Raw genomic sequence first — 21,035 nt, forward strand, 5'->3', positions numbered from 1 at the left:
TTACTCTACTCCGCAAAAAGTACACTGACCATATCCTCTTTCACATTCGTGACCAGTTCTTCAGGATCTTCCATACCCAGAGTATATCCGGCCACCCCGGCCCGGAGTTCCACAAGGTTCTGGTCTGTTTCAAAAGCCATCACGCTGAGAGCCTTAAAAGAACTGAGCAGGTTGTTAACCACAATCCGTGCCCCGGCTGCTGGGGTAGTCGGAAGAATCATAAAAAATGCCCCCGGCTCATCACTCATGAACAGGATATCAATTTCACGAATCTGGTTCTTAAGAATCATACTGAAAGCCATGAGAACTTCATCTCGCCCCTCATCAGAGGCATTGGAAAGCCCCGGAAATTCGAGCATAATCAAAGAAAGATCCAACTCGTAACGCCGTGCCCTGACAAATTCCTCACGCAGCCTGCGCAAGAAGTAATCAAAAGTGTAGGCGTCAGTAATCTCATCAGCGATGAGCTTATCCTTTGTCTCCGCAAAAACAGTAGCATTCTCGACACTGCTGCCGCACCAGTCAGCGACTAGTCCGGCCACACGCACAGAATCACTGGTAAATTTGAGAAAAGGCATCTTCTCTACGTTCAAAACCCCAACCACATGCTGATGGTTATCGGCCATGATAGGAGCGGAAATAACAAGCCCACCGGGCATACTCTCAGTACTGGCAATATCTCTGATGGAAACGGCTCTTTTCTGTGCAGCCGCAATACTCATTAAACTTTCACCCAACGGAACCGTTTCAGGTAGAAAGCCTTTGCCATGACGCAGGGCCGTATCGAGTTTGAATTCAGTTCCATCCAGCAGATAAATTGAACAATCCTCCACGTCCATAAACTCACGCAGGATTTCCAACACTGCCGGATAAATGCTGTCCATGCTCAAAGTTCGCAGCCCCTGTGCAGCCTCGTAAAGGGTCCCCAGTGTGCTTTCCTGCGAAAGAATTTTGCTGTCCAACTCCTGCTTGGCCTCGCTAAGGATGTCATACTTCACCTTGATCTTGTCAAAAGCATCATGAAAGGCATCCCTTTCTTCACATACTCCATTGTATTCCTTGATATGCGTCTGGCGAAGCTCTCCAAGCACAACCCCAGCCAGAAAGAAAAGAATCGGCTTACCCCACATGGCAAGGGTTTTGAAATCAAGAAGCTCAATATCCGGAATGGATAAACTGTTAAAAACAAGGAAAAACAAACCGGCCATAAGCCCGGAAAAAAGACCTCCGGCAAAACCATAACGGGTAGAAGTAAGCAGCACCACTACCCAATATGGATGGGGGGAAACAGAGATGAAACCCGGATCATGACGAAAAAAAATAAGATTGACCGCAGTGATAGCGACCAGTCCAAGCAGGACTTCATAATATTTGGAAAGCTTGTATTTTCTTGCAGCTGCATTGACTTTAAGCATATTCACCGGCCTGAGCATTTTCAATCACACTAGAAAACATAACCGATCCCCCCGCTGAGGAACTGAGTTTCCCCGCCTCCGGCAAGCCCGGAATCACTGCTGTATTCATAATCCAGACTGATCTCGAATCTACCCAATCTCAAGGCCAACGAAGGGCCACCGAAATAACTGGGGCTGTTCTTAAACTCATCAAGCCTGATTCCACCTGCGGCCTGAAAAACAATGGTATCGCAAATGGACTTGCTGAAACTTGCGCTCAAAGTATGGATACTCTCGTTCTCTACAACCTCAAACGGCTTGTAATTCTCATCATCATACTTGAAGAAAGAACGGTAGAATGAATAGGAAACAAAAAGATCCGGGTCAGCAAGAAGCCTGCGGGTCAGAATAATATTGTAAATTCCCTTGGCCCCATAGTTCTTCTCGGATTCAAGCTGGTACTCACGAAGCTGACCGTTTAAAAACAATCCCCAAACATCATCATAGAAACCGTCATAAGTCAGGGAAAGCTGACTGTAACGCCCTTCATAGTTTGCAGCAGATGGTTCATCCAGCCACGGATTGTTGTAGTCGATCATGGCTGAAAATGTACCCGGATCATGAACCCGCCAGTCAAAACCGAGAGCACCGGATACTCCCGATGCAGTACCTTCGAAAGCACCTACGCCCACAATCCCGGTGAAAGTACGGGTGAAATCACGCTTTAAAAGTAATGCCGCCTGATTCACATCCTTGTTGATTCCCTCAACTCCGTCCTTCTCCGGTCGATAGATGCGGGTATTGGCGTAATAGAATTCACCTCTGGTCTGGTCGGTAAGTTGCATGGAAAAACGGCTGCCCAAAGAGGTGGTTATTGATTCATCTGATTGCAGATAGACACTGGGAGTAAGTACCAAACGAGGTCTGCGTTCCATAAGGAGGTTGGAAAGAGCCTGCCGCGCTTCATAATTATCCGGCTCGGCATCGACAAGTTCCGAAAAACTCTCAATGGCCCCCAGCCAGTCTCCTCCCTGCTGGTTACTGTAGGCCTTGGCAGAAATGGAATCCGTATCACCGGGCCGCAACCGCAGCAGATAATCAAGGGTATCGATCTGTACGGAATAATCCCCGGCTAAAAGACGCAATCGCGCTTCCTGCCGCAAAGCACGCGGGGAATGCGGATCAAGAGCAAGCCATCTACGCAGCAGGGATTCGGCCTTTTCAGCCTCATTATTATCGATAAGTGCGCCGATGTATTCCTCGCGCAATTCCAGATCATCCGGGTAAGTTTTTAGCAGTCTGGCATAAAGCCTGATACCGTCTTCCACGTAACCCCGGCGGATCATGATCCGGGCAAGGATAACATTCTGTTGCCGATGACCCGTGGCCCGCAACACATCACGCTGGTCCAGCTCGTAAAAAAGGGATTCCGGCGCACCGACCAGCTTCTGATCAACTGCCGGAGATTTTTTTGCATCTAAAGTGGAAATCGGGACCGCAACCTTTGCAGCTTGAATCGCTCTTCTCGGCGGAACAGAACTCCTACGGGAATCCAAAGTTCGCTCTTCCAGCAAGGCAACAGGCATGGAGCGGACCAGATAATCAAGCCCGGTCCTCTTCTTGAAAAGACGTCCGGCAACTCGTGCCTGACTACGGGTGGGATAGTCTCCTATCTGGACCACACGCCATAGTTTGTCCTGTCTATCATAAAGATAAACCATGACCGGATTATATCCCTCGTCCTTCAGGTAGGACATGAAATTCCATGCAATATCAGGCTTACGGAAAGAACTGACCCTGACCGTCCAGATAAGTTCTCTCTCAGCCTCAACAGGCGCAACAGCATTATCCGCCGCCAAGAGCGGGGTAACATGCATGACCGGCAGCAGTACCGTCATCAAAAGGAAAAACAAAACAAACGCTTTCTTCAAATCATTACCTGTTGATTTTATTTACGTCCTTACCCGCCACATTTTTCCGGCCTTCCCGGCGGATAATGCGCGCCGCCCGCTTGAATTCGCGGACGGCATTACCTTCCCGGCCCATGAGCCGGTAAATCTCACCCAATTGGTAACGCCCTTCGGCGTCGTTGGGAACAAGTTTTAAATATTTCCGCAACTTGCCAGCTGCACGCTTATACTGTTCCCGCTCACCAAGAATGATACCCAGCCCTTTTAACGCGGTATGGTTTTCCGGGTTGACCTTAAGCGCAGCCTCAAAGAGGTCATAGGCATCGGTCTGGAAATTGTTAAACAGGGCCTGCGCACCAAGCCGGGCCAGAAAAATTTCGTCCCTGTTGTACTCTTTTTTCAACCTTTTATAAACATCTGAAGCTTCACTTCCGCGCCCGGACATCTGCAAGGCAGAAGCCAGCAGAAAACCTTCAAACCGGGGCAATTTATTCAAACTGGCATAAGGTTCCAGAATCCGCAAAGCTGGTTCCGGTTCACGCGCATCAAGATAGGCCCTTGCCAGCTCCACCCGCTCGGATTCCGGCAACTTGCCCGCAGCTTGCAGCTCCTTGAAAAGCCTGATTTGATCCGCAATTTTCCCGGCAAAACCGTATACCCTTGCAAGGTCCAGTTTCAGCTCATAATCCTTCGGCTTAAGCACGATAGCCCGTTCATAGTAATCCGCGGACTTAAAATACTCCCCGGCATCAGCCCAAGACTTGGCCGCCTGTCTGGCAAGCTCGAAATTACGCGGTGATTCATCGGAAATTTCACCATAAATCTTAGCAGCCACGGCTGGACGCCCGGTCCATTCAGCAAGCCTTGCCAGCGGTTCCCGTATTTCCTTGCGCTTGTAGCCTCGCTCATAAAGCTCATCATAAATGCGGTAGGCCTCTTCAGTCAGCCCGGCCTTGTCCGCAAAATCCGCCCACTTATGCAGAGTCTCAAGGTTCCTGCTTCCCTGCCCGGCAAAACGGGCTATAAGCAGCCCGGCCCTTTCATTATCCCCGGCCGCAGCCCAGACAGCAGCAGCCAGCAAGGCCACCTGCTCATCATCCGGACGGAGCCTGATGGCTGTTTCGGCTGCATCGCGGAAAATAACCTTATCCCCGGTGTAGGATGCAATCTGGATGAGATTCATCACATACTCACGACTGCCCCCGGTCATGATCGCGGCCTTTTTATAGTACGGGTAGCCGTCTTTGGGAGAATTAAGCCAGAGCATGATTTCCCCGGCCTGCGCGATTACTTTCACATCCTTGGGCGCAATCTTTTCAGCATACTTAGCGGCCTGATTTGCCAGCTTCAAATCTTGAGTGTCAGCTGCGGCAAGCAACATCTCAAGAATATCCTGCTGTTCCTGTTCCTTTTTCAGCAATTCCCGGTAAATGCGGTAAGCCTTAAACGGATGGCCGGCATCACGCCAAGCAGCACCGGCAGTACGCATAAGGTTGATATCACCGGGATAAATTCTGAGAGCCAATTCAACGGTATCAGCCAGCAATTTTTTATCTGCGGTAGATGCTGCGGCATCAATAAGCTGCTGATAATCTTCCAGAGTCGCACCGGGACCATCCACCACTTTGCGCAAAGCATCATAAGCTTCACGCGGACGCTCAAGAGTCAGCAGCAACGCCCCGCGGGTTCGCAGGTAATCAGGCTCGGAAATATCTGCATCCTTAGTGTCTTCAACAGCCTCAGCCATGAGAAGTCTGTCCTCACTGAATAAGGCAGCCCGAAGCATATCATGGGCATAAATAAACCAGTTACCCAGCCTTTTAGCTAAATTGCGGAACAAGGATACAGCCTTACTGTATTCTCCGGTCTGCATATAAACATTACCCAGCTCCCGATGATGAGCGTCATTTTCAGGATCGATAACAACCAGCTGTTCCAGCACTTCCTTGGCTACATCATACCTGTCGGCACTACGGGCCAGCCATGCTGTTTCGGTCAGCAAGGGTACATTTTCCGGACTGATTTTGAGCAATCTTTCCGCCAATTCCAAGGCTTGCCCATAGTTCCCTCCCCAGCCCAGAACCTTAACCAACTGCACCCTGCTCTTAATATCGAGCCCAGCTTTTTTATCCATACGTGCTGCATACTCGTAACCTTCTTTCAAGTTATCAACAGCAACGAAATATTCAAGGACGTAGGTAACATAGCGAAGAAAATCTACCTTACCCCTGAATTCTACTTCAGCCTTGAACCGCTCTCCTACAATAAAAATACGCTGGATCAAAAAATCAAGATACGGATCATCAATGTCCTTCGCATGTTCAGCACCCAGCCGTTCTATCTCATCATTAAGGACAAACATGAAATCACCGCTGAACGGCCTCTTACCCTGCAATTCATTAAGCTTAATTACGGCATCCACTTCCTGCGGAAGCATATTAAAGTAGCGGTAATACATGACCATCTGTTCCAGAGGCTTCATCTTTCCCGGCTCAATCCTTGATAGCTTCTCCCATGTATGCAATGCCTCGCGAGGCATGACATTCCACTCGTAAACCTGCACCAGCTTTCTAAGCTCAGGTATGCGCTGAGGCTTCTGCTTAAGAATCTCTTCCAGGCTGGCAATAGCCTTATCCGGCATCCCCCGCTTGAGATATACATCTGCTCCGAGGGTCAAAAGCCGCAAATCGTAAGGATCTTCTTCAAGGAGTTCACTAAGCAGGTCCGCTGCCTTGGAAATTTCACCGCTCTTCAGGTACAGGGGGACCATATCCCTCGGAAAAGGATATATAAGTACGGTCGTCCCGATTATGATGAGTACGAAAAGGAGTACCCGCCAGAGCTTTATATTCAAATCAGATCAATCTCCATGAAACCTGTGGTCACACCGTTAACCTGCAATATTCCGTCACCGTTGCTGCTAAGTTCAAGTGGCGGTCCATCCTTACGGAGCACCTTGTATTTTCGACCCGGCGCAAGACCGCCCAGAGCAAAATTTCCCTTGCTGAAACATTCAAAATCAAAATGCACACCCTTTGCTGTACGCTCAAAATTGCGCACCCAGCCGGACCCGTTCTTAAGATAGGCAAAGTTATCGTTAACCGTCATATCTGCACTCAAAACGATCTCCGCACGCGCAGTTCCGGGCCGCAGATGCACAAAAATGCCTTCAGGCTGGATGTCATACCCGAGTACATTTTTACATTTTGCAAGATCAGGAACCCGCTCCATTCCATCCAAACGCACGGAAAGGCAATCCGCATAATCCCGAAAAACAAAACGATCCGTCCCAAGCTTACCCACTTTAGCAGCAAGGCAACCGTTGACCATTTTTATATAAGCGGAAGCAAAAACCCTTGCCGCATCCTGACTGAGTGCCCATTCGTAAACATCCTCAAGAGCTTTCAGGGATGCGAATTTCTCGCCGCTGTAGAAATGGTAATAGATGTCAATGGGCATGATTCGACGCGGTGAACCGGTCCGTTTCATGGTATTCACAATGTTACGAAATCCGAAAAAGGGCCCGGACCAAAGATTGGTCAGAATATTTTCGTTGGCCTGCCCGGTATAAATCTGGTTGTGTTTGCCCAAAGCGCGATAAAGTGGAGACACCCCGAAATAAGAATTACGACGGGCATCAAAAACAGTATCTCCGCCATTCATGTTCAGGATTCCGGCCTTGTCAGCAATGGCTACCTGCTCTTCCGTAGGGTCGCACATGCCGGACCAGAAAAGAACTTTACAAGGCTTTTCCAACGGAGCCAGATTTTCAGAAATATAATCACATGAATCTACGATTTCATATTGGGCATCAAACTTATAACCTTTGATTTCATACTGCCCGATGACAAAATCTTCCGCATATTCTTTTGACTCACGCACCTTGGCATTCCATGCGTAAGGATGGGTGTATGAATGAGATGAAGTCTCCACATTCGACATCTCAAACATAGTCCGGGCAATTTCAATATTATCCACACTGCCCTTCACCGCCGGATTAATCTCACCGGCAATAACCGAAGCGGAATTGGGAAAGTCATAGCGTTCAAAAATGCGCTCCATGACGATTTCCCCGCAAACCTTCTGCTTATCTATCTCGGTATAGCCGGCAAAACCGTCCCCATCGATATGGGCAAAAGCAACCCGCTTACCGTTCAAGGTCGTTGGAGTCAGAGCGGGCACACCCTTTAAATCCAGACAAATCCTTAAAAACTCAAAAGGATTAAGATACCATTGCTTCTGGTAATCTATCTCATCCTGCCAGCGCATATACCCATCCAAAGCAAAACCGCCGTGCGGTCCCACTCCGACTGCTGTAGCAGTAGAATCAGGCTTCCCCTTAAGGGCTACAGTCACCCATGACTCAACACCTTTATCTTGCGGAACAAATTGAACATACCTTTCTGGGAACAACGGCAACTTACGCTCAAAATTCATATTCGCAGGATCAACAGACTCATATTTGAGACGGTACTGATCATGTGTTGCATTACCCTGATATGAAAAACCTAAATTCGAAAATACCTGCTTCAGCAGCTTCGGGTCAGCGGGAACAGTGTCCGGCCCGGCATAAGCCCCCAGAGAACCGGCTATTATAACTTTTTTGCCGGAATTCTGCTGCTTGATCAGCCATGAAAGATAAACATCCGGCTTCTCAATTTTATCCTCGGAAAATGTGGTGAATACCGCCCCGTACTCGGACATTCTTTTATCTGAAGGCAGAGGTCGCACCGCAACGTCCCGTACCTCATACAAAAAGCCGAGGTAATTGAGAGGAGCGGCGAAACCTTCCACAAAACTATTACCTCTTGCGGAACGCCCCTCTGCGCTATTGTATAAAACCAACACCTTACGCTTTACCGGCTCAGCAAAAGCACAGGACAAGCTGAAAAGAACAATTAGAAGTGCGACAACAAGCCTATTCAGCTGACGCATGGATAAACACCTCATTTAATGCGGGAGTGCTGACATAAGGAACAAAGCCCAGCCTGCGTGAAAAATCGTAAGCTTTTTCAATTTCCTGCTTATCCTCGCCAGGCACGTAATCAAGGGTCAGGACCACCAGTTTCGGGTTGGCCTTGCGGGCGTCTTCCGCCTTGGCAATAAGAAAATCACGGTCGGTTTTGGAGACATCCGTGCGGATGGATGTAGCCAGATCCATGGAACTGCTAAGCCCCTCAATAAGCAAATAATTGATATACGGAGCAGTACGCCGAACTATTTCAAATCCCCGGTTCTGACAGAGCAGCAACTTGGGATACTTTTTCCTGATAGCCCGCACTAAATCCACGCAACTCCTCTCGGTACCCTTGTACCTGTCCGGGTCCCTACGCTGCATATCAATGGGCGAATCCAAGGTATCAAAAAAAAGCCCGTCATATCCCGCTGATAATGCATCCGGGATAATACGGGTCAAAAGCAGCTCACTCCACTGCGGGCGGCGCACATCCACCACCCATGAATCCCAATTTTCATTGTGACGCACAAGCAGATCCAGACGCTTGGCATCCTCATAATACGGACCGTTTCCAGCCACTTCTCCAAGGCTGACATAAGTCAGTACCTTTACCCCCTTTGCGCGCAAAGGAGCCGGGTCCTGACCGCCGGGAGCAGAAACCAGCAAATCGAAACCGGACAGCTCCGCCGCCCGGTCCGCACTTCCGTAATAACAGACCCATGAATCGACACCATTACTTCCGCCAAAGGCGAACGTCCTGCCGAAAAGGGTAAAGGAGACCACAAGCAGCGCGACTATTGCGCAGAAACGGCTGACATTGCTGCCACCATTTCCGCAAGGGTTTCCTGCGCAATGCTGTTCAAAGATTCCGTACATCCGAAAAAGCACCCCCCGCTCTTGGAAGAAGATGAAGCCCAAAGCACGTTACCTGAAGAAACATCAATCATACGCAAATTGATACCAACGGTCGGGCTCTGATTAACCCCGCGCTTGTACTGATATTCGGTAACAGAACCGTAGATAACGGTATCCACGCCGAGCTTGTTGCCCAGTTTCTGAGCCACCACATCTTCCATCACAAATTCAAGATCATCCTCATCACCCTTGATACGCTCAAGCATATCGGTAGATTCCATGAGGTCAAACTTTGTAGAAGCATAAAGTTCAGTAGTCAGCAGGTCCCCGACCATACGTCCAGCATTAGGGGTATTGGTCAGGTTCACCAGCGGCAGAACAGCCGCATGACGCGCCTCACTGGCAACCCCGTTGGGTTGTACGTAATCTTTCATGTAAGTACCGGAACATCCGGCAAGAAAGAAAAGAAAAATAAAAGTAGTGAAAAAGTTTTTTTTCACAGCACCCTCCTTAATTTATCGAAAAATTTAATTTTTAACCCAGCCTAAGTATACGGATTGAAAACTAAAACCACCCCTATCAAAAGACCGGAATTATAACCATACAGTAAGCTACTCATTTATTTAGAACACTATAATCCTAATCCATGTCTATGCAAAGTATTATTTCTTTGTAACCTTCAAAAATTACATTATTTTTTACACTACCATTAAAAACAACACGCTTTAATTTTACCTCCTCCCATGCTACTCTCACTAAATAAAAAAATTAACCGGGAAAAATAAATCATGAAAATTAATATAACAATTTTTCTGACCCTACTGTCCCTGATTGCCGCCTGCGCATCAACTACTGCGAATTCTCCCGCCAACAGACCGGCTGAACAACTGAAACAGGAGATAAAGATGATCCCGCCACATAAAAGAATCAACAGCTGGGCCTATCAACTGCAAGGTCCGTCAGTGGCTACGCTGGCTGAATCCCCTTACGAGCTGCTGGTGATTGATTATTCAAAAGACGGTTCAGATAAAAATAAATTTTCAGCAAAAGAAATATCCATCCTTCATAAATTCAACAAAACCGTGCTCTGCTATTTCTCCATCGGAGAAGCTGAAGAGTACCGTTTTTACTGGAAAAAGGAATGGGCTGAAAATCCACCTCGCTTTCTCGGACCGGAAAATCCGGATTGGGCCAAGAATTACAAAGTGAAATACTGGCGCGAAGATTGGTGGGAAATAGGATTACGCCCCTATCTGGACCGCATACTTGAAGCGGGATTTGACGGCGTTTATCTCGACATAGTGGACGCATACTGGTTCTGGCACGAGCAGGGCATGGAAGTGAAAGATACAGCGAATGAAATGGTCAAACTAATCAAAAGAATAGGCGACTACACCCGCAAGAAAACCGGGAAAAATTTTATTATCTGCCCCCAGAACGGCATGGGAGTATTTAAAGATTGCTCCCCGGAATACAAAGAAGTCTACTTCAAAACAATAGACATGGTCGGCCTTGAAAGCTTGCTGTTCAACATCCATAGTGAAGGTGACAAAAATTATCGCATACAACTGGCAAAACAACTCGCTGATGCAGGCAAAACAATTCTCGACGTAGAATACATCAAAGAATCACAGTACAAAAACTACCTGAAGCAGGTAAAAGCTCTGGATTTCAAACTGGTCCCCTACGGTTCAACGCCCGATGCGGAGCTGGATGGGATTACTGATTTTTGGAAATTTAAGTAAAATGCCTCCGGCGGCTTAAATATTAAACCGCAATATTCCCCCGGCATGCAACGCATTCAACGCAATGGCGATCCCGGCCAGCATGACCAGTCCGGCACTTAGTACGGGCAGATTCTCAATCCACCTGCGTGACCCGGAAAACCTTTCGGTAAGCTTCGATGCCCGCACAGTCAGGATACCGATAATGATCAGCACAGCGGCAAGCCCAAGGCTGAACGCAAGGATCAGCAAAAGTCCGAAAACAATCCGCCCGAAAGCAACCGAAGCCAGCAGCACCACCAACGCTGTCGGGCAGGGCACCATGCCCCCTGCAATACCGAGGCTGAGCATGGACCACCATGAAACCGGAGCGTCCCCGCTTCCATGATCATGAGTGTGTCCGTGATAGTGAACATGTGAATGGCCGTGGTCGTGATGATGGGAATGTCCATGGCTGTGCACTGCCCTGCGGGCCAGCATCATGTAGCCCACCGCAAAGACCAGTGAACCGGAAAATGCCCCCAGCCACGGATAAAGGTCGCCGGGCAGAAAATAGCGCGAAAGCAGCAAAGCCGCGATGCCAAGCACAATCACGCTGGCAACGTGAGTGATGGTTACGATGGTCCCGAGAGTAAAGGCATCACGGATACGCCCGCTGCGCCCGATGAGATAGGCCGCAACCATGGCCTTGCCGTGTCCCGGACTGAGCGCGTGCCCCATGCCCAGAAAAAAAGCCAGACCAAGGGCAAAGAGAATAGCTCCCGGTCCAAGATTTTCCTGCGCCAGGTAATCTTTAAGCGCGGCTTGGCTGGAATCTTCCTGCGGGCTGGGCTTGATTCCGTTATCATCCACAGTTGGCATCGGAGTGGGAAACGAAGCTCCCTGCCCTTCAATCTTCTTGGCAAAAAACTGATAATTGAGTTCCCGCGAATCAGGTGAAGTTTTGACCACACTGAATTGCGGGTCGGCCTGCACCTTCCACTTCAGCCACTTGAGTTCCCCGGTCTGAAAATTGTTATCGGAAAATTTAAGGTAATGCTTGCCGAAATCCTCTTTTGGCAAAGGGATGGCGTAAACCAGATTGGAACGCAGCCCGTTGTTATATCCGCCCGGTGCCGGAGAAACCGAATCATAATAAAGTTCAGGCGTTACCTGCTTATCATCCAGATAGACTTCCAGATTAGGAAGCAGGAGACCGCTGATATCCCGCGAGAGCTTGCGTTCTTCAGAACCGGAAACACTGCCGTCATGATCGGCATCAGGAATAAGCGTGGCAGTGATGGATGGGCCGATAGAAGTATCATAAATAATAAGAAGCCTGCTGCCCTCGTTCATGACTGTGGTTTCCTGCACCACTTCCCCCAGTGGATGAGCCTGCGCCGATACTCCGCACAGACAGCAAATCAAAACAATAAATATGGTAAACAGCTTTCGCACTTCGCTTTATTCCTTCTGCTAATTTTAAATTCGATAAGGGCAAGTTGTCATAGTTAGATGTTGACAGCAATAGGGCACACAGCTATACACTCTAAAAAATGACCAGCGGTCACTTTATGACCAAAGGTCGCAAAACTCATCATTCAGAAGACCAAATGGCTAGAAAACAACAAGAAAAATCGCTCCAGACCAAGAAAGAGCTTATGGAATCAGCTAACGAACTTTTCGGAAAGAAAGGATTCGTGGAAACCACTGTGGCTGAAATCACCAAGCACGCCGGGTACGCCAAAGGCAGTTTCTACCGCCACTGGGTGAGCAAGGACAAACTTTTTCTGGAAATCGTGGAAGAAAAACTTACCGAGTACCGCAATTCCCGCGATGACCGTTTGGATAAAGCCAGATCCCTTGAAGAAGTCATGAATATCATCTGGGATTTTCTGGAAAATATCGTCCGCGACCAGAACTGGGCCAAGGTCTTTCTCGAATTCACCATCTATGCCTCACGGGTGCCGGAACTGCGCGAAGACCTAAGCTTAAGCCAATACCGCTTATCCGAAGAGGTCTTTGCCGATCTGGTCCGCGATTTTGTGGAAACAGACTATCCGCCAGAAAAAATCGGAGCCTTCAATACCGTACTCTTTGAAGGATATATGGTCCGCAGTTCCATTGAAAGCGGATTCATGATCCAAAGCAGCAACGGTGCCGGCCTGATCGGATTTGAAGATGTCCGCGAAGCCGCCATAACTCTCGCCTTAACTAATGGACTTAAAAAAGCTGAATAATCAGCCATTTTGCATAAATAAACCGGAGGGAACATGAAAAAACTTTTGATTACAGTAGTGGCCGCAGCCATGTGCATGTGCGCCCTGCCCCTGACTGCTGGTGCTAAATCCGTCAATCTGACCTACTCAAACTTCTTCCCGCCCACCCATATCCAGTCCAAACTGGCCCAGCAGTGGAGCGATGAAGTAATTAAACGCACTGACGGTCGCGTATCTATCGCCTACTTTCCCGGCGGCACGCTGACCAAAGCCAAGCAGTGCTACGACGGCGTAGTTGAAGGCCTTTCCGATATCGGCATGTCCGCACTGGCTTACTCCCGCGGCCGCTTCCCGACCATGGCCGCAGTTGATCTGCCCCTTGGCTACAAATCCGGCGTTGCTGCCACCAAGGTTGCCAATAAAGTTTATGAAAAATTCCAGCCCAAGGAACTGCGCGATGTAAAAGTACTTTTCTTTCATGCCCACGGTCCCGGTCTGCTCTTCACTGCCAAAAAGCCGGTTAAAACCCTTGAAGACCTCAAAGGCATGAAACTGCGCGGAACCGGCAACTCCGCCCAGTTGCTCAAAGCTCTTGGCGCGGCTCCGGTTGCCATGTCCATGCCCGACACTTATCAGGCCATCCGCAAAGGTGTTGTGGACGGCGGCGTCTACCCCATGGAAACCAACAAGGGTTGGAAAATGGGCGAAGTTGTTGATTATTGTACCCTCGATTACCCGGTCGGTTACACCACCACTTTTTTTGCGGTCATGAACAAGGACAAGTGGGATGCCATTTCCGAACAGGACCAGAAAACCATCATGGAAATCAGCAAGGAATTTGCAGCCAAACACGGTCAGGCATGGGATGAAAGCGACAAGGAAGGACGCGAATTCCTGACCAAGAAAGGCGGACAGTTCATCGAGCTCAGCGAAGCCGAAGGCAAACGTTGGAAGGAAAAAGCCGCGCCCATGATGGATAACTACATCAAGAAAGCAGGCAAGAAAAAACTCAACGGAAAAGAAATCCTCGACTTCACCGTAGAAACTTTAAATAAAGTACAGTAAGTAAAGCCCTCTGGCGAAGCCTGATAAAAGTTTTCGGAGAGTCCAGAGAACCCTTTTCCAAAAGGGTTCTCTGGTCCCCGAAGGGCCGCCGGAGGCATTCTTAATTTTTGGAGTAGTAAATTGGGTAATCAGATTTTAAGCCTCATTGATAAATTTGAGGCATTGTTAAAAAATATCGCTGCGGTCTGTTTGATCGGCATGGCCCTTTTGACCGGGGCGGACATTATTTCACGCGGCGTGCTGGATACCCCAATTTTCGGGGTCGAAGATATTGTTGCGGTTCTAGCTGTTCTGACCACCGGACTGGCCCTTGGCTATGCTCAGTCCCAGAAAGCAAACATCGGCGTGGAATTCCTGTATAGCAAAATGAACTCTCGCACCAGGCGCATGGTCAGGATCATCACCACTTCCATGAGCGTTGCTCTTTTCAGTATGGTCACTTGGAGGCTCTACCTTTACGGCTGCTCCATGCGCGAGGCTGAAGAAGTCTCCATGACTCTTGAACTGCCAACTGACATGGTCATTTTCGCACTCGCTTTCGGTTTCGGTTGCTTTACCCTTACCTTGCTGAAAGAACTCATCATGCTCTTTAAAGGGGAAGAATAAATGGAACCGACCACTCTTGGAATCATCGGCATCTTTGTGATGCTTGCCCTGCTCATGACCCGCATGCCCGTGGCTTACGTCATGACCCTCGTAGGCTTTGGCGGTTTCTCCATGCTTATCTCCGTGAAAGGCGGCATGAACCTGCTGTCACGCAGTTTTTACGACACATTTTCATCCTACAGCCTGTCCACCATTCCCCTGTTCATCCTTATGGGCCAACTGGCCTTTAACAGTGGAATCAGCCGCAGACTCTACAGCACGGCCTATCATTTCATGGGCCATATTCAGGGCGGTCTGGCTATGGCTACTGTTGCTGCCTGCACAGCTTTCGGCTCGGTATGCGGCTCCAGTCCGGCTACAGCCGCGACCATGGCAACAGTAGGTATCCCGGAAATGAAACGTTACGGCTACTCCAACTCCCTTGCAGCGGGTTCTGTTGCATCCGGCGGCGGACTCGGCATGATCATGCCGCCCAGCATCGTACTGATTGTTTACGGAATCCTTACTGAACAATCCATCGGTGAACTGTTCATGGCTGGGATATTGCCATCGGTAGTGCTGACCATCCTGTTCATCATCGCCATTGCGTTGGTCTGTCACCGCGATCCCAGTCTCGGACCCAAGGGTGAAAAATTTCCCTTGAGTGCCAAACTGAGATCTCTCATGGGACTTATCGATACCATCGCTGTGTTCGCCCTTGTAATCGGCGGCATGTTCTTCGGTTTCTTCACTCCCAATGAATCAGCAGCAGTAGGTGTGCTGGGAATTCTCATTTTGGGTATCATCAAACGCCAGCTAACTTGGCAGGCCTTTGTTAATTCGCTCTATGAAACCCTGCGCACTTCGGTGATGGTGCTTTTCCTCGTGGCCGGGGCATTGATTTTCGGTAAATTTCTGGCAGTGACCCGCATTCCGTTCAATGTGGCCGAATGGACCGCATCATTCGACCTGCATCCGCTGATCATCGTCTCCATGATTCTCATCGTCTACTTTATCGGCGGCTGCATCATGGACGCGCTGGCCCTGATAATGCTGACCATCCCAGTCTTCTACCCGGTAATCACCACACTGGGCTTCGATCCCATCTGGTTCGGAGTCATCATCGTGCTGGTCACCCAGATCGGGGTCATCACCCCGCCGGTGGGCATAAATGTCTACGTGGTCTACGGCATGGCCCAGAAATTCGCCCCGGATATCACGCTGGAAGATATCTTCAAGGGAACCATGCCCTTCCTGCTGGCAATTCTTGTGGGGATTGTGCTTTTTGCCATCTTCCCGCAGATTATTTTGTATCTGCCGCAGGCTATGTATTAGAGCTGGATAGACTGACAAACAATTAAAGCCGCCGCATTTTAAAATGCGGCGGCTTTTTAGCGTTGTAATAAGCTACTCTTTAACCAAATATCCGGCAGGAGCATTGGTCCACGGTAAAGTTTTAATCTTTACTCCGGGCTTGTCCGCAAAAAACTCATCCACAGCCTTGGTCTCACCGGGCCATTGCTGAATTCCATATTCATCGAACAACATGACTCCTCCCCTGCTGAGCAAAGGCCAAAAAGCCTCAAGGGCCGCCTTTGTCGGGGCATACAAGTCACAATCAAAATGGATTAAAGAAAAACGCACACCGGGATTATCTTCGACAAATTGCTTGCAACTCTCCTCAATCTGCCCTTCAACAAGCTTGATTCGAGGCTTTTGAGGTATAAACCGATCATCATCGAATAGCTTAATCGCATCCAGAAGTTCCTGATAATGATCTTTCGGAGAAAATCCGCCGATCATCTTATTGGAATCTTCCACGCTCTTACCGTCTTCAGGTGAAAAAGCCGTAAATCCTTCCCAGTTATCAAAACCCCAAACAGTCTTGGTTCTATCGCCAATACAATATGATTCCAGCAGGTTCGCCCATGTAAAAAGGCCCATTCCCCTGAACACACCAAGTTCAGCAATGTCGCCGGGAACATCAAGAGTCATCTGGAATAATTCTGAATGAGCCAGAAATCTTTTGATCCACTGCCTGCGCCCTAAAACCATCCAATGCTTGGCTGCATCAAGAGGAGAAAAATCATGCTTCTCGCAATGATCTGCAATCTGTTGTTCAACCTCACTGTCACTCAAAGATTTGGCAAATCCATCAAATTTATCTGTCATTTCATACCTTGAGATCAAAAAGTTTATAAGCGTCAAGAGGCTTTTCGCGCTCAACGTTAGGGGCTACATATTTATCAAAAAATTCGTCATCTTCGCCCAGAAGGCAACAAGGATGAGTCCCTTGAAACCATTTGCTGGTCAGCAGGGCTGCACGGGCGTCAGCCAGCGAGGTATCTTTAATATTACCCAAAGTATACTGGCAAAAATTGCAAGGAAAAATCTCGCCACAGGCGCTGACTGCCATAAAATTCTGTCCGGCAGGACAGTAGTCTGTACCATTACAGTCATATACATCACGGCCGATATGTCTTTGACCGTTTGGAAGCATCCCTCTGGTTTCAAAAATTTCCTTTAAATGAGCAGCTTCATTCGGGGTAATACGGATGTCCCTGATTCCATCCCATCTGCCAACAGGCATGGCAACCTGAACTTCAACCCGGACCTGTAATTCTTTCCCTATCTCCAAAACTTTTTTAAAACTTTCCTGCTCAATGGTTTTATGCGAAACCACTGTAGATACAGCTGAATGGAGGCCTTCGGCTGTAGTATTCTTCACCGCTTCAATAACCCTTTCAAATGATCCAAGCATTCTGTTGGAATCATGCTCCTCCGCAAAACCGGAATCAAGGCTATAGCTCACTTTATCAACATCCAAGGCTTTAAGCTCCCTGATTGCAGCACGATCCATCGCCCAGCCGTTGGAAACAACATTAATATATGTCTCCTTGGGGTGAATCATTTCTATAATGCTCTTTAACCTATCGAATTCAAGTATGGCCTCGCCACCCTGTAGAACATAATGAAAAACTCCCAGCTCATAAGCTTCCTGAGTAAATCTGCGCAAAAAATCAAGATCAACATCAGGCTGATGCTTAAATACGGACGCGTAACAATGCGAACACGACATATTGCATCTATTGGTCACGTCTAATGCAATAGTACGTAATTTTTCAGGAGAATTATGTGCCTGTCTTTCGTGCAGTAAATATTTATCTTGAAACATATCGCCAAGGAATAATTTATTAAATTTTCAGAGTCAAATCATCAATGTCCTCAAAAAAACAACTGCATGCCAACCACTAAAACAACCATAAAGATTAGTGTCATCCCGGTCCCGGCGCGCAGATAATCAACAGCCTTCAAACCCGCAGGACGCATAATCAGGGCATTCACCTGATGCGTGGGCAAGATAAATGTATTTGAAGCCGCAAGTGCGACAGTCATGGCGGCAACTCGCGGATCAGCACCGCACGATAGAGCAAGGTTCATTGATAATGGAACAAGCAGAACCGTGGCACCGACATTGGAAGTGAAGAGAGTAAAGAATGAAGTCAACAGCCCGATACAGATAAGCAGCACCGTCGGTGAAGGCACTCCTACTGCATTCATGAGCATATCGGCAATCATCTTTGCTGCTCCGGTATTCTCAAAAGCCAAACCGAGCGGGATAAGTCCGGCAAGCAGAAATACAGTCATCCAGTCCACAGAACGATAAGCTTCGTCAATAGTAAGCACGCGACCCAGAATCATGCTCATGGCCCCGAACAGCAGAGAAATTGAAAGCTGAATATCCAGCACCAAAATCATAAACATGGTCACCGCAAGGCAGGCTAAAGCGAATAGAGCCTTGCTCTCCCGCAACAACTCACCTTTAATCGGTTCGGTAAAAATGAGATCATTCTGATCCTTGAACTGATGAAAAGCACTCCACTTTCCGTGCAGCAACAATGCGTTTCCTTCACTTACAACCAGATTAGATAAATCGCTGATTATCATCTCATGACCGCTGAATACCGCCAGCGGCACTACCCCATATTTTTTACGCAGCTGAATTTCGCCGACAGTCATGCCGACCATTTGCGATCTGGGTGAAATTATGCCTTCCATAATTCCGGCATTAGTAGGGGCTAGATCGTCAGCAAAGACCTTGATTTCGGGCAAAATTATCCACCCGAAATCTGCTGACAACTTTTCAATGAACATAGCCTCACCAATCACCGCGATTGTATCCCCCGGACAGAGTGTATCTTCCGGGCGGGGTGCAACATTTCGTTTATGGGTGACGGAGTTGTATGAGGCAAGGACAGAGCAGGCATAATTTGAACGAATCTGCAATTCAGAAAGACACTGTTCATGAAAGCCATAATCGGGAATCTTCATTTCATAAATCTCACCCACATCATGGTAAGTTTTATCAAGCAATGGAGAAAGTGGACCACTGACCTTGCCTGCCTTACTGCGCGGAAGAATCCATTTCCCGAACACACTGAAATAAATCAGAGCGGAGACAATCAGCATTATACCGATGGGAGTCATGCTGAACATACCGAAATGCTCATAGCTCACACCACGCACAGTCAGCAGGTCATTTAATAAAATCAAAGGGCTTGAGCCGACTAAAGTAAGTGTGCCGCCGATAATAGCACAAAATGCCATGGGCAGCAGAATATGCGAGGCCGGAACACCGGTCTGAGTAGAAATGCGTCTAGCTGCAGGCATAAAAAGCGCGGCAGCTCCGATGTTTTGCATAAACCCGGAAATCCCGGCAACGGTAGCGGAAACCATAGAGGTAATTTTATTCTCGTCCTTTCCGGCAAATCTAAGTATCAGCTGAGCCAGCTTATTCATTACCCCGGTTTTATCCAGCCCCGCCCCGATAATGATTACAGCAATGATGGAAACAACGGCATTACTACTCAGCCCGCTAATAGCCTGCTGCGGAGTAACCAGTCCGAGCAGGGGAAGGCAGACCATGACCATAATACCGACCATATCAACGCGTACCCATTCAAAAACAAAAAAGAGTACTACTAAAAAGAGAACAGCCAGAACGAGGATAATATCGGGAGTGATAGACATGAAGAAAAACCTTCCTTAACTTGTGAGGATATTTTCAAAATTTGGTTCAATCAAAAATCGGGATTGAGTTCATGTCGAATTCAGACGGGAATATGCAAGTACTATAAACTATGGCTCGACTAACTTGAGACAACTTTAGATTTTTGCAGCCAGAAAAATTACATCTTCTCAATTGAGCTTCTCTAAAGTTAACGTTGCTCAAATCAGCATTGCTAAAATCCACATTGTCAAATTTAACAAGTGAAAATCCGCATCCATTCAATTTAGCATCACGAAAAGATGTATTTATTATTGCAGAATCGAAAAATTGAGCACCTAATATAGATGCATTGCTATAGTTAGAGTCGACAATTCTACAAAACCCAAAAATAACACGGCCTAGATTAGAAAATGAAAAATCAACTCTCTCCAGATGAGCAAAGCATAAAGAACTTCCAGAGAAATTTGAATCAGCAAGTATTGCTCCATTTAAATTTACGCTAGTAAGATTAACTGTAGTAAGGTCGATTGCATCTTCATATTTAATATGGTCAACATTTCTACGCCTAAGAACTGCCGCTATTGCTTTGACCTCTTGTGTTGCAGATTTAAAATCAGAATAATTTAAAGTATCAATTCCTGACTGTTCAATTGAAGCATTCATTGAAGCAGGAGAATTTTCACGCGCATATGCTGTTAATACTTCAATTATAGGCCCATGATCTGTAAATGATTTCTGTGCTATTCTTTCCAGAGCGTAAATACCACCTAGGTTTACTGATTGATTCTCAGACTCACCTAAATGCTCGATTGCCTTTGTGTATAGTTCTGTATAATTTTGATCAACAGTTGCAGAAGTTCTTCTCCAAGCAAGCATCAATCCAAAGGTTGCTGCATATAGCCCAGCAAGACCTAACCCCAGATTCCTCAAAATTTCAGAGACAACCTTCCACCTTTCACGATCAAAGCCTTCATCTAAAGCCAAAAAAACATAAACCGCACTTAGCACAATGATAAAGCATACAAACGCAACAGTTAAGATTAAATCAAAACTAAACTTTGTACGCGGTTTTTTGTAGTCGACAGACTCCATAGAAACACCTACACAGCGTATGATTTTTTTATTGAACAACTAACATCAGCCTAACAGCCCAAATGTCCCAACGCAAGAAAGCCCCCTTGAATTAACAAGGGGGCTTTAAAATAAAAGCTTGCGACGACCTACTTTCCCACTGGCTACCCAGCAGTATCATCGGCGATGGAGAGCTTAACTTCCGAGTTCGGAATGGGGTCGGGTGTGACCTCTCCTCAGTGGTCGCAAGCAAATTTTGCTTGCT

16 protein-coding genes and 1 rRNA gene are annotated in these 21,035 nt (G+C 47.6%); 5 read left to right on the forward strand and 12 right to left on the reverse strand.

Translation table 11 applies throughout. The features are described from left to right. Positions 1-5 precede the first annotated feature (5 nt). From FMS18_RS05180 to FMS18_RS05205, 6 genes are read right to left on the reverse strand one after another with little or no spacing between them, the layout of a single operon-like run. The gene (locus tag FMS18_RS05180) at positions 6-1,415 is read right to left on the reverse strand and encodes a GAF domain-containing protein (protein ID WP_163292676.1); all 1,410 of its coding nucleotides are present in this window, start codon (positions 1,413-1,415) and stop codon (positions 6-8) included. A 29-nt stretch (positions 1,416-1,444) separates the two neighbouring features. Further along, positions 1,445-3,325: an SPOR domain-containing protein gene (locus FMS18_RS05185; protein WP_239060939.1), complete on the reverse strand. Its 1,881-nt coding sequence runs from the start codon at positions 3,323-3,325 to the stop codon at positions 1,445-1,447. A gap of 4 nt (positions 3,326-3,329) precedes the next feature. Next, the gene (locus FMS18_RS05190; protein ID WP_163292677.1) at positions 3,330-6,158 is read right to left on the reverse strand and encodes a tetratricopeptide repeat protein; all 2,829 of its coding nucleotides are present in this window, start codon (positions 6,156-6,158) and stop codon (positions 3,330-3,332) included. Further along, positions 6,155-8,239 (reverse strand): polysaccharide deacetylase, encoded by a 2,085-nt coding sequence (locus FMS18_RS05195; protein WP_163292678.1) that lies wholly within the window; start codon positions 8,237-8,239, stop codon positions 6,155-6,157. Before FMS18_RS05195 ends, FMS18_RS05190 begins: the two co-directional genes overlap by 4 nt. Then, entirely contained in the window at positions 8,223-9,137 is a 915-nt protein-coding gene (locus FMS18_RS05200) for an endo alpha-1,4 polygalactosaminidase (RefSeq protein ID WP_203544516.1), read from the reverse strand. Before FMS18_RS05200 ends, FMS18_RS05195 begins: the two co-directional genes overlap by 17 nt. Then, positions 9,056-9,616 carry a GNA1162 family protein gene (locus tag FMS18_RS05205; RefSeq protein WP_163292679.1) on the reverse strand — a complete coding sequence of 187 codons (561 nt, stop codon included), beginning with the start codon at positions 9,614-9,616 and terminating at the stop codon, positions 9,056-9,058. The genes FMS18_RS05200 and FMS18_RS05205 overlap by 82 nt, the downstream gene beginning before the upstream one ends. Before the next feature lie 288 nt (positions 9,617-9,904). Between FMS18_RS05205 and FMS18_RS05210 the strand changes: the two genes are divergently transcribed. Further along, positions 9,905-10,861 carry an MJ1477/TM1410 family putative glycoside hydrolase gene (locus FMS18_RS05210; protein WP_163292680.1) on the forward strand — a complete coding sequence of 319 codons (957 nt, stop codon included), beginning with the start codon at positions 9,905-9,907 and terminating at the stop codon, positions 10,859-10,861. Positions 10,862-10,876: 15 nt separating this feature from the next. Here FMS18_RS05210 and FMS18_RS05215 read toward each other — a convergent pair whose 3' ends face one another. After that, a complete protein-coding gene (locus FMS18_RS05215; RefSeq protein ID WP_163292681.1) occupies positions 10,877-12,277 on the reverse strand; it encodes a sulfite exporter TauE/SafE family protein in 1,401 nt (466 codons plus the stop codon). Positions 12,278-12,432: 155 nt separating this feature from the next. Between FMS18_RS05215 and FMS18_RS05220 the strand changes: the two genes are divergently transcribed. The 4 genes from FMS18_RS05220 (at position 12,433) to FMS18_RS05235 (ending at position 16,023) form a co-directional block, all read left to right on the forward strand. Continuing rightward, positions 12,433-13,059 carry a TetR/AcrR family transcriptional regulator gene (locus FMS18_RS05220; protein ID WP_163292682.1) on the forward strand — a complete coding sequence of 209 codons (627 nt, stop codon included), beginning with the start codon at positions 12,433-12,435 and terminating at the stop codon, positions 13,057-13,059. A 33-nt stretch (positions 13,060-13,092) separates the two neighbouring features. Next, positions 13,093-14,103, forward strand: coding sequence for a TRAP transporter substrate-binding protein (locus FMS18_RS05225; RefSeq protein ID WP_163292683.1), 1,011 nt, complete (start codon positions 13,093-13,095; stop codon positions 14,101-14,103). Positions 14,104-14,223: 120 nt separating this feature from the next. Continuing rightward, complete coding sequence (locus FMS18_RS05230; RefSeq protein WP_163292684.1) at positions 14,224-14,709, forward strand: TRAP transporter small permease; 486 nt, start codon at positions 14,224-14,226, stop codon at positions 14,707-14,709. Then, positions 14,710-16,023, forward strand: a complete 1,314-nt coding sequence (locus tag FMS18_RS05235) for a TRAP transporter large permease (protein ID WP_163292685.1) — start codon at positions 14,710-14,712, stop codon at positions 16,021-16,023. Positions 16,024-16,095: 72 nt separating this feature from the next. On the opposite strand, the gene FMS18_RS05240 is transcribed toward FMS18_RS05235, so the two are convergent. The 5 genes from FMS18_RS05240 to rrf all read right to left on the reverse strand — a co-directional run bounded on the left by FMS18_RS05240 (position 16,096) and on the right by rrf (position 21,021). Continuing rightward, positions 16,096-16,860, reverse strand: a complete 765-nt coding sequence (locus FMS18_RS05240; RefSeq protein WP_163292686.1) for a TylF/MycF/NovP-related O-methyltransferase — start codon at positions 16,858-16,860, stop codon at positions 16,096-16,098. Position 16,861: 1 nt separating this feature from the next. Further along, the gene (locus FMS18_RS05245) at positions 16,862-17,863 is read right to left on the reverse strand and encodes a radical SAM/SPASM domain-containing protein (RefSeq protein WP_275405806.1); all 1,002 of its coding nucleotides are present in this window, start codon (positions 17,861-17,863) and stop codon (positions 16,862-16,864) included. A gap of 50 nt (positions 17,864-17,913) precedes the next feature. Beyond that, entirely contained in the window at positions 17,914-19,719 is a 1,806-nt protein-coding gene (locus FMS18_RS05250; protein WP_163292688.1) for an SLC13 family permease, read from the reverse strand. A gap of 46 nt (positions 19,720-19,765) precedes the next feature. Then, complete coding sequence (locus FMS18_RS05255) at positions 19,766-20,791, reverse strand: pentapeptide repeat-containing protein (RefSeq protein ID WP_163292689.1); 1,026 nt, start codon at positions 20,789-20,791, stop codon at positions 19,766-19,768. Positions 20,792-20,906: 115 nt separating this feature from the next. Further along, positions 20,907-21,021, reverse strand: a 5S ribosomal RNA gene (rrf, locus tag FMS18_RS05260). Positions 21,022-21,035: the final 14 nt, after the last annotated feature.

The sequence above is a fragment of the Desulfovibrio sp. JC022 genome (assembly GCF_010470665.1).
Taxonomy (GTDB): Bacteria; Desulfobacterota; Desulfovibrionia; order Desulfovibrionales; family Desulfovibrionaceae; genus Maridesulfovibrio.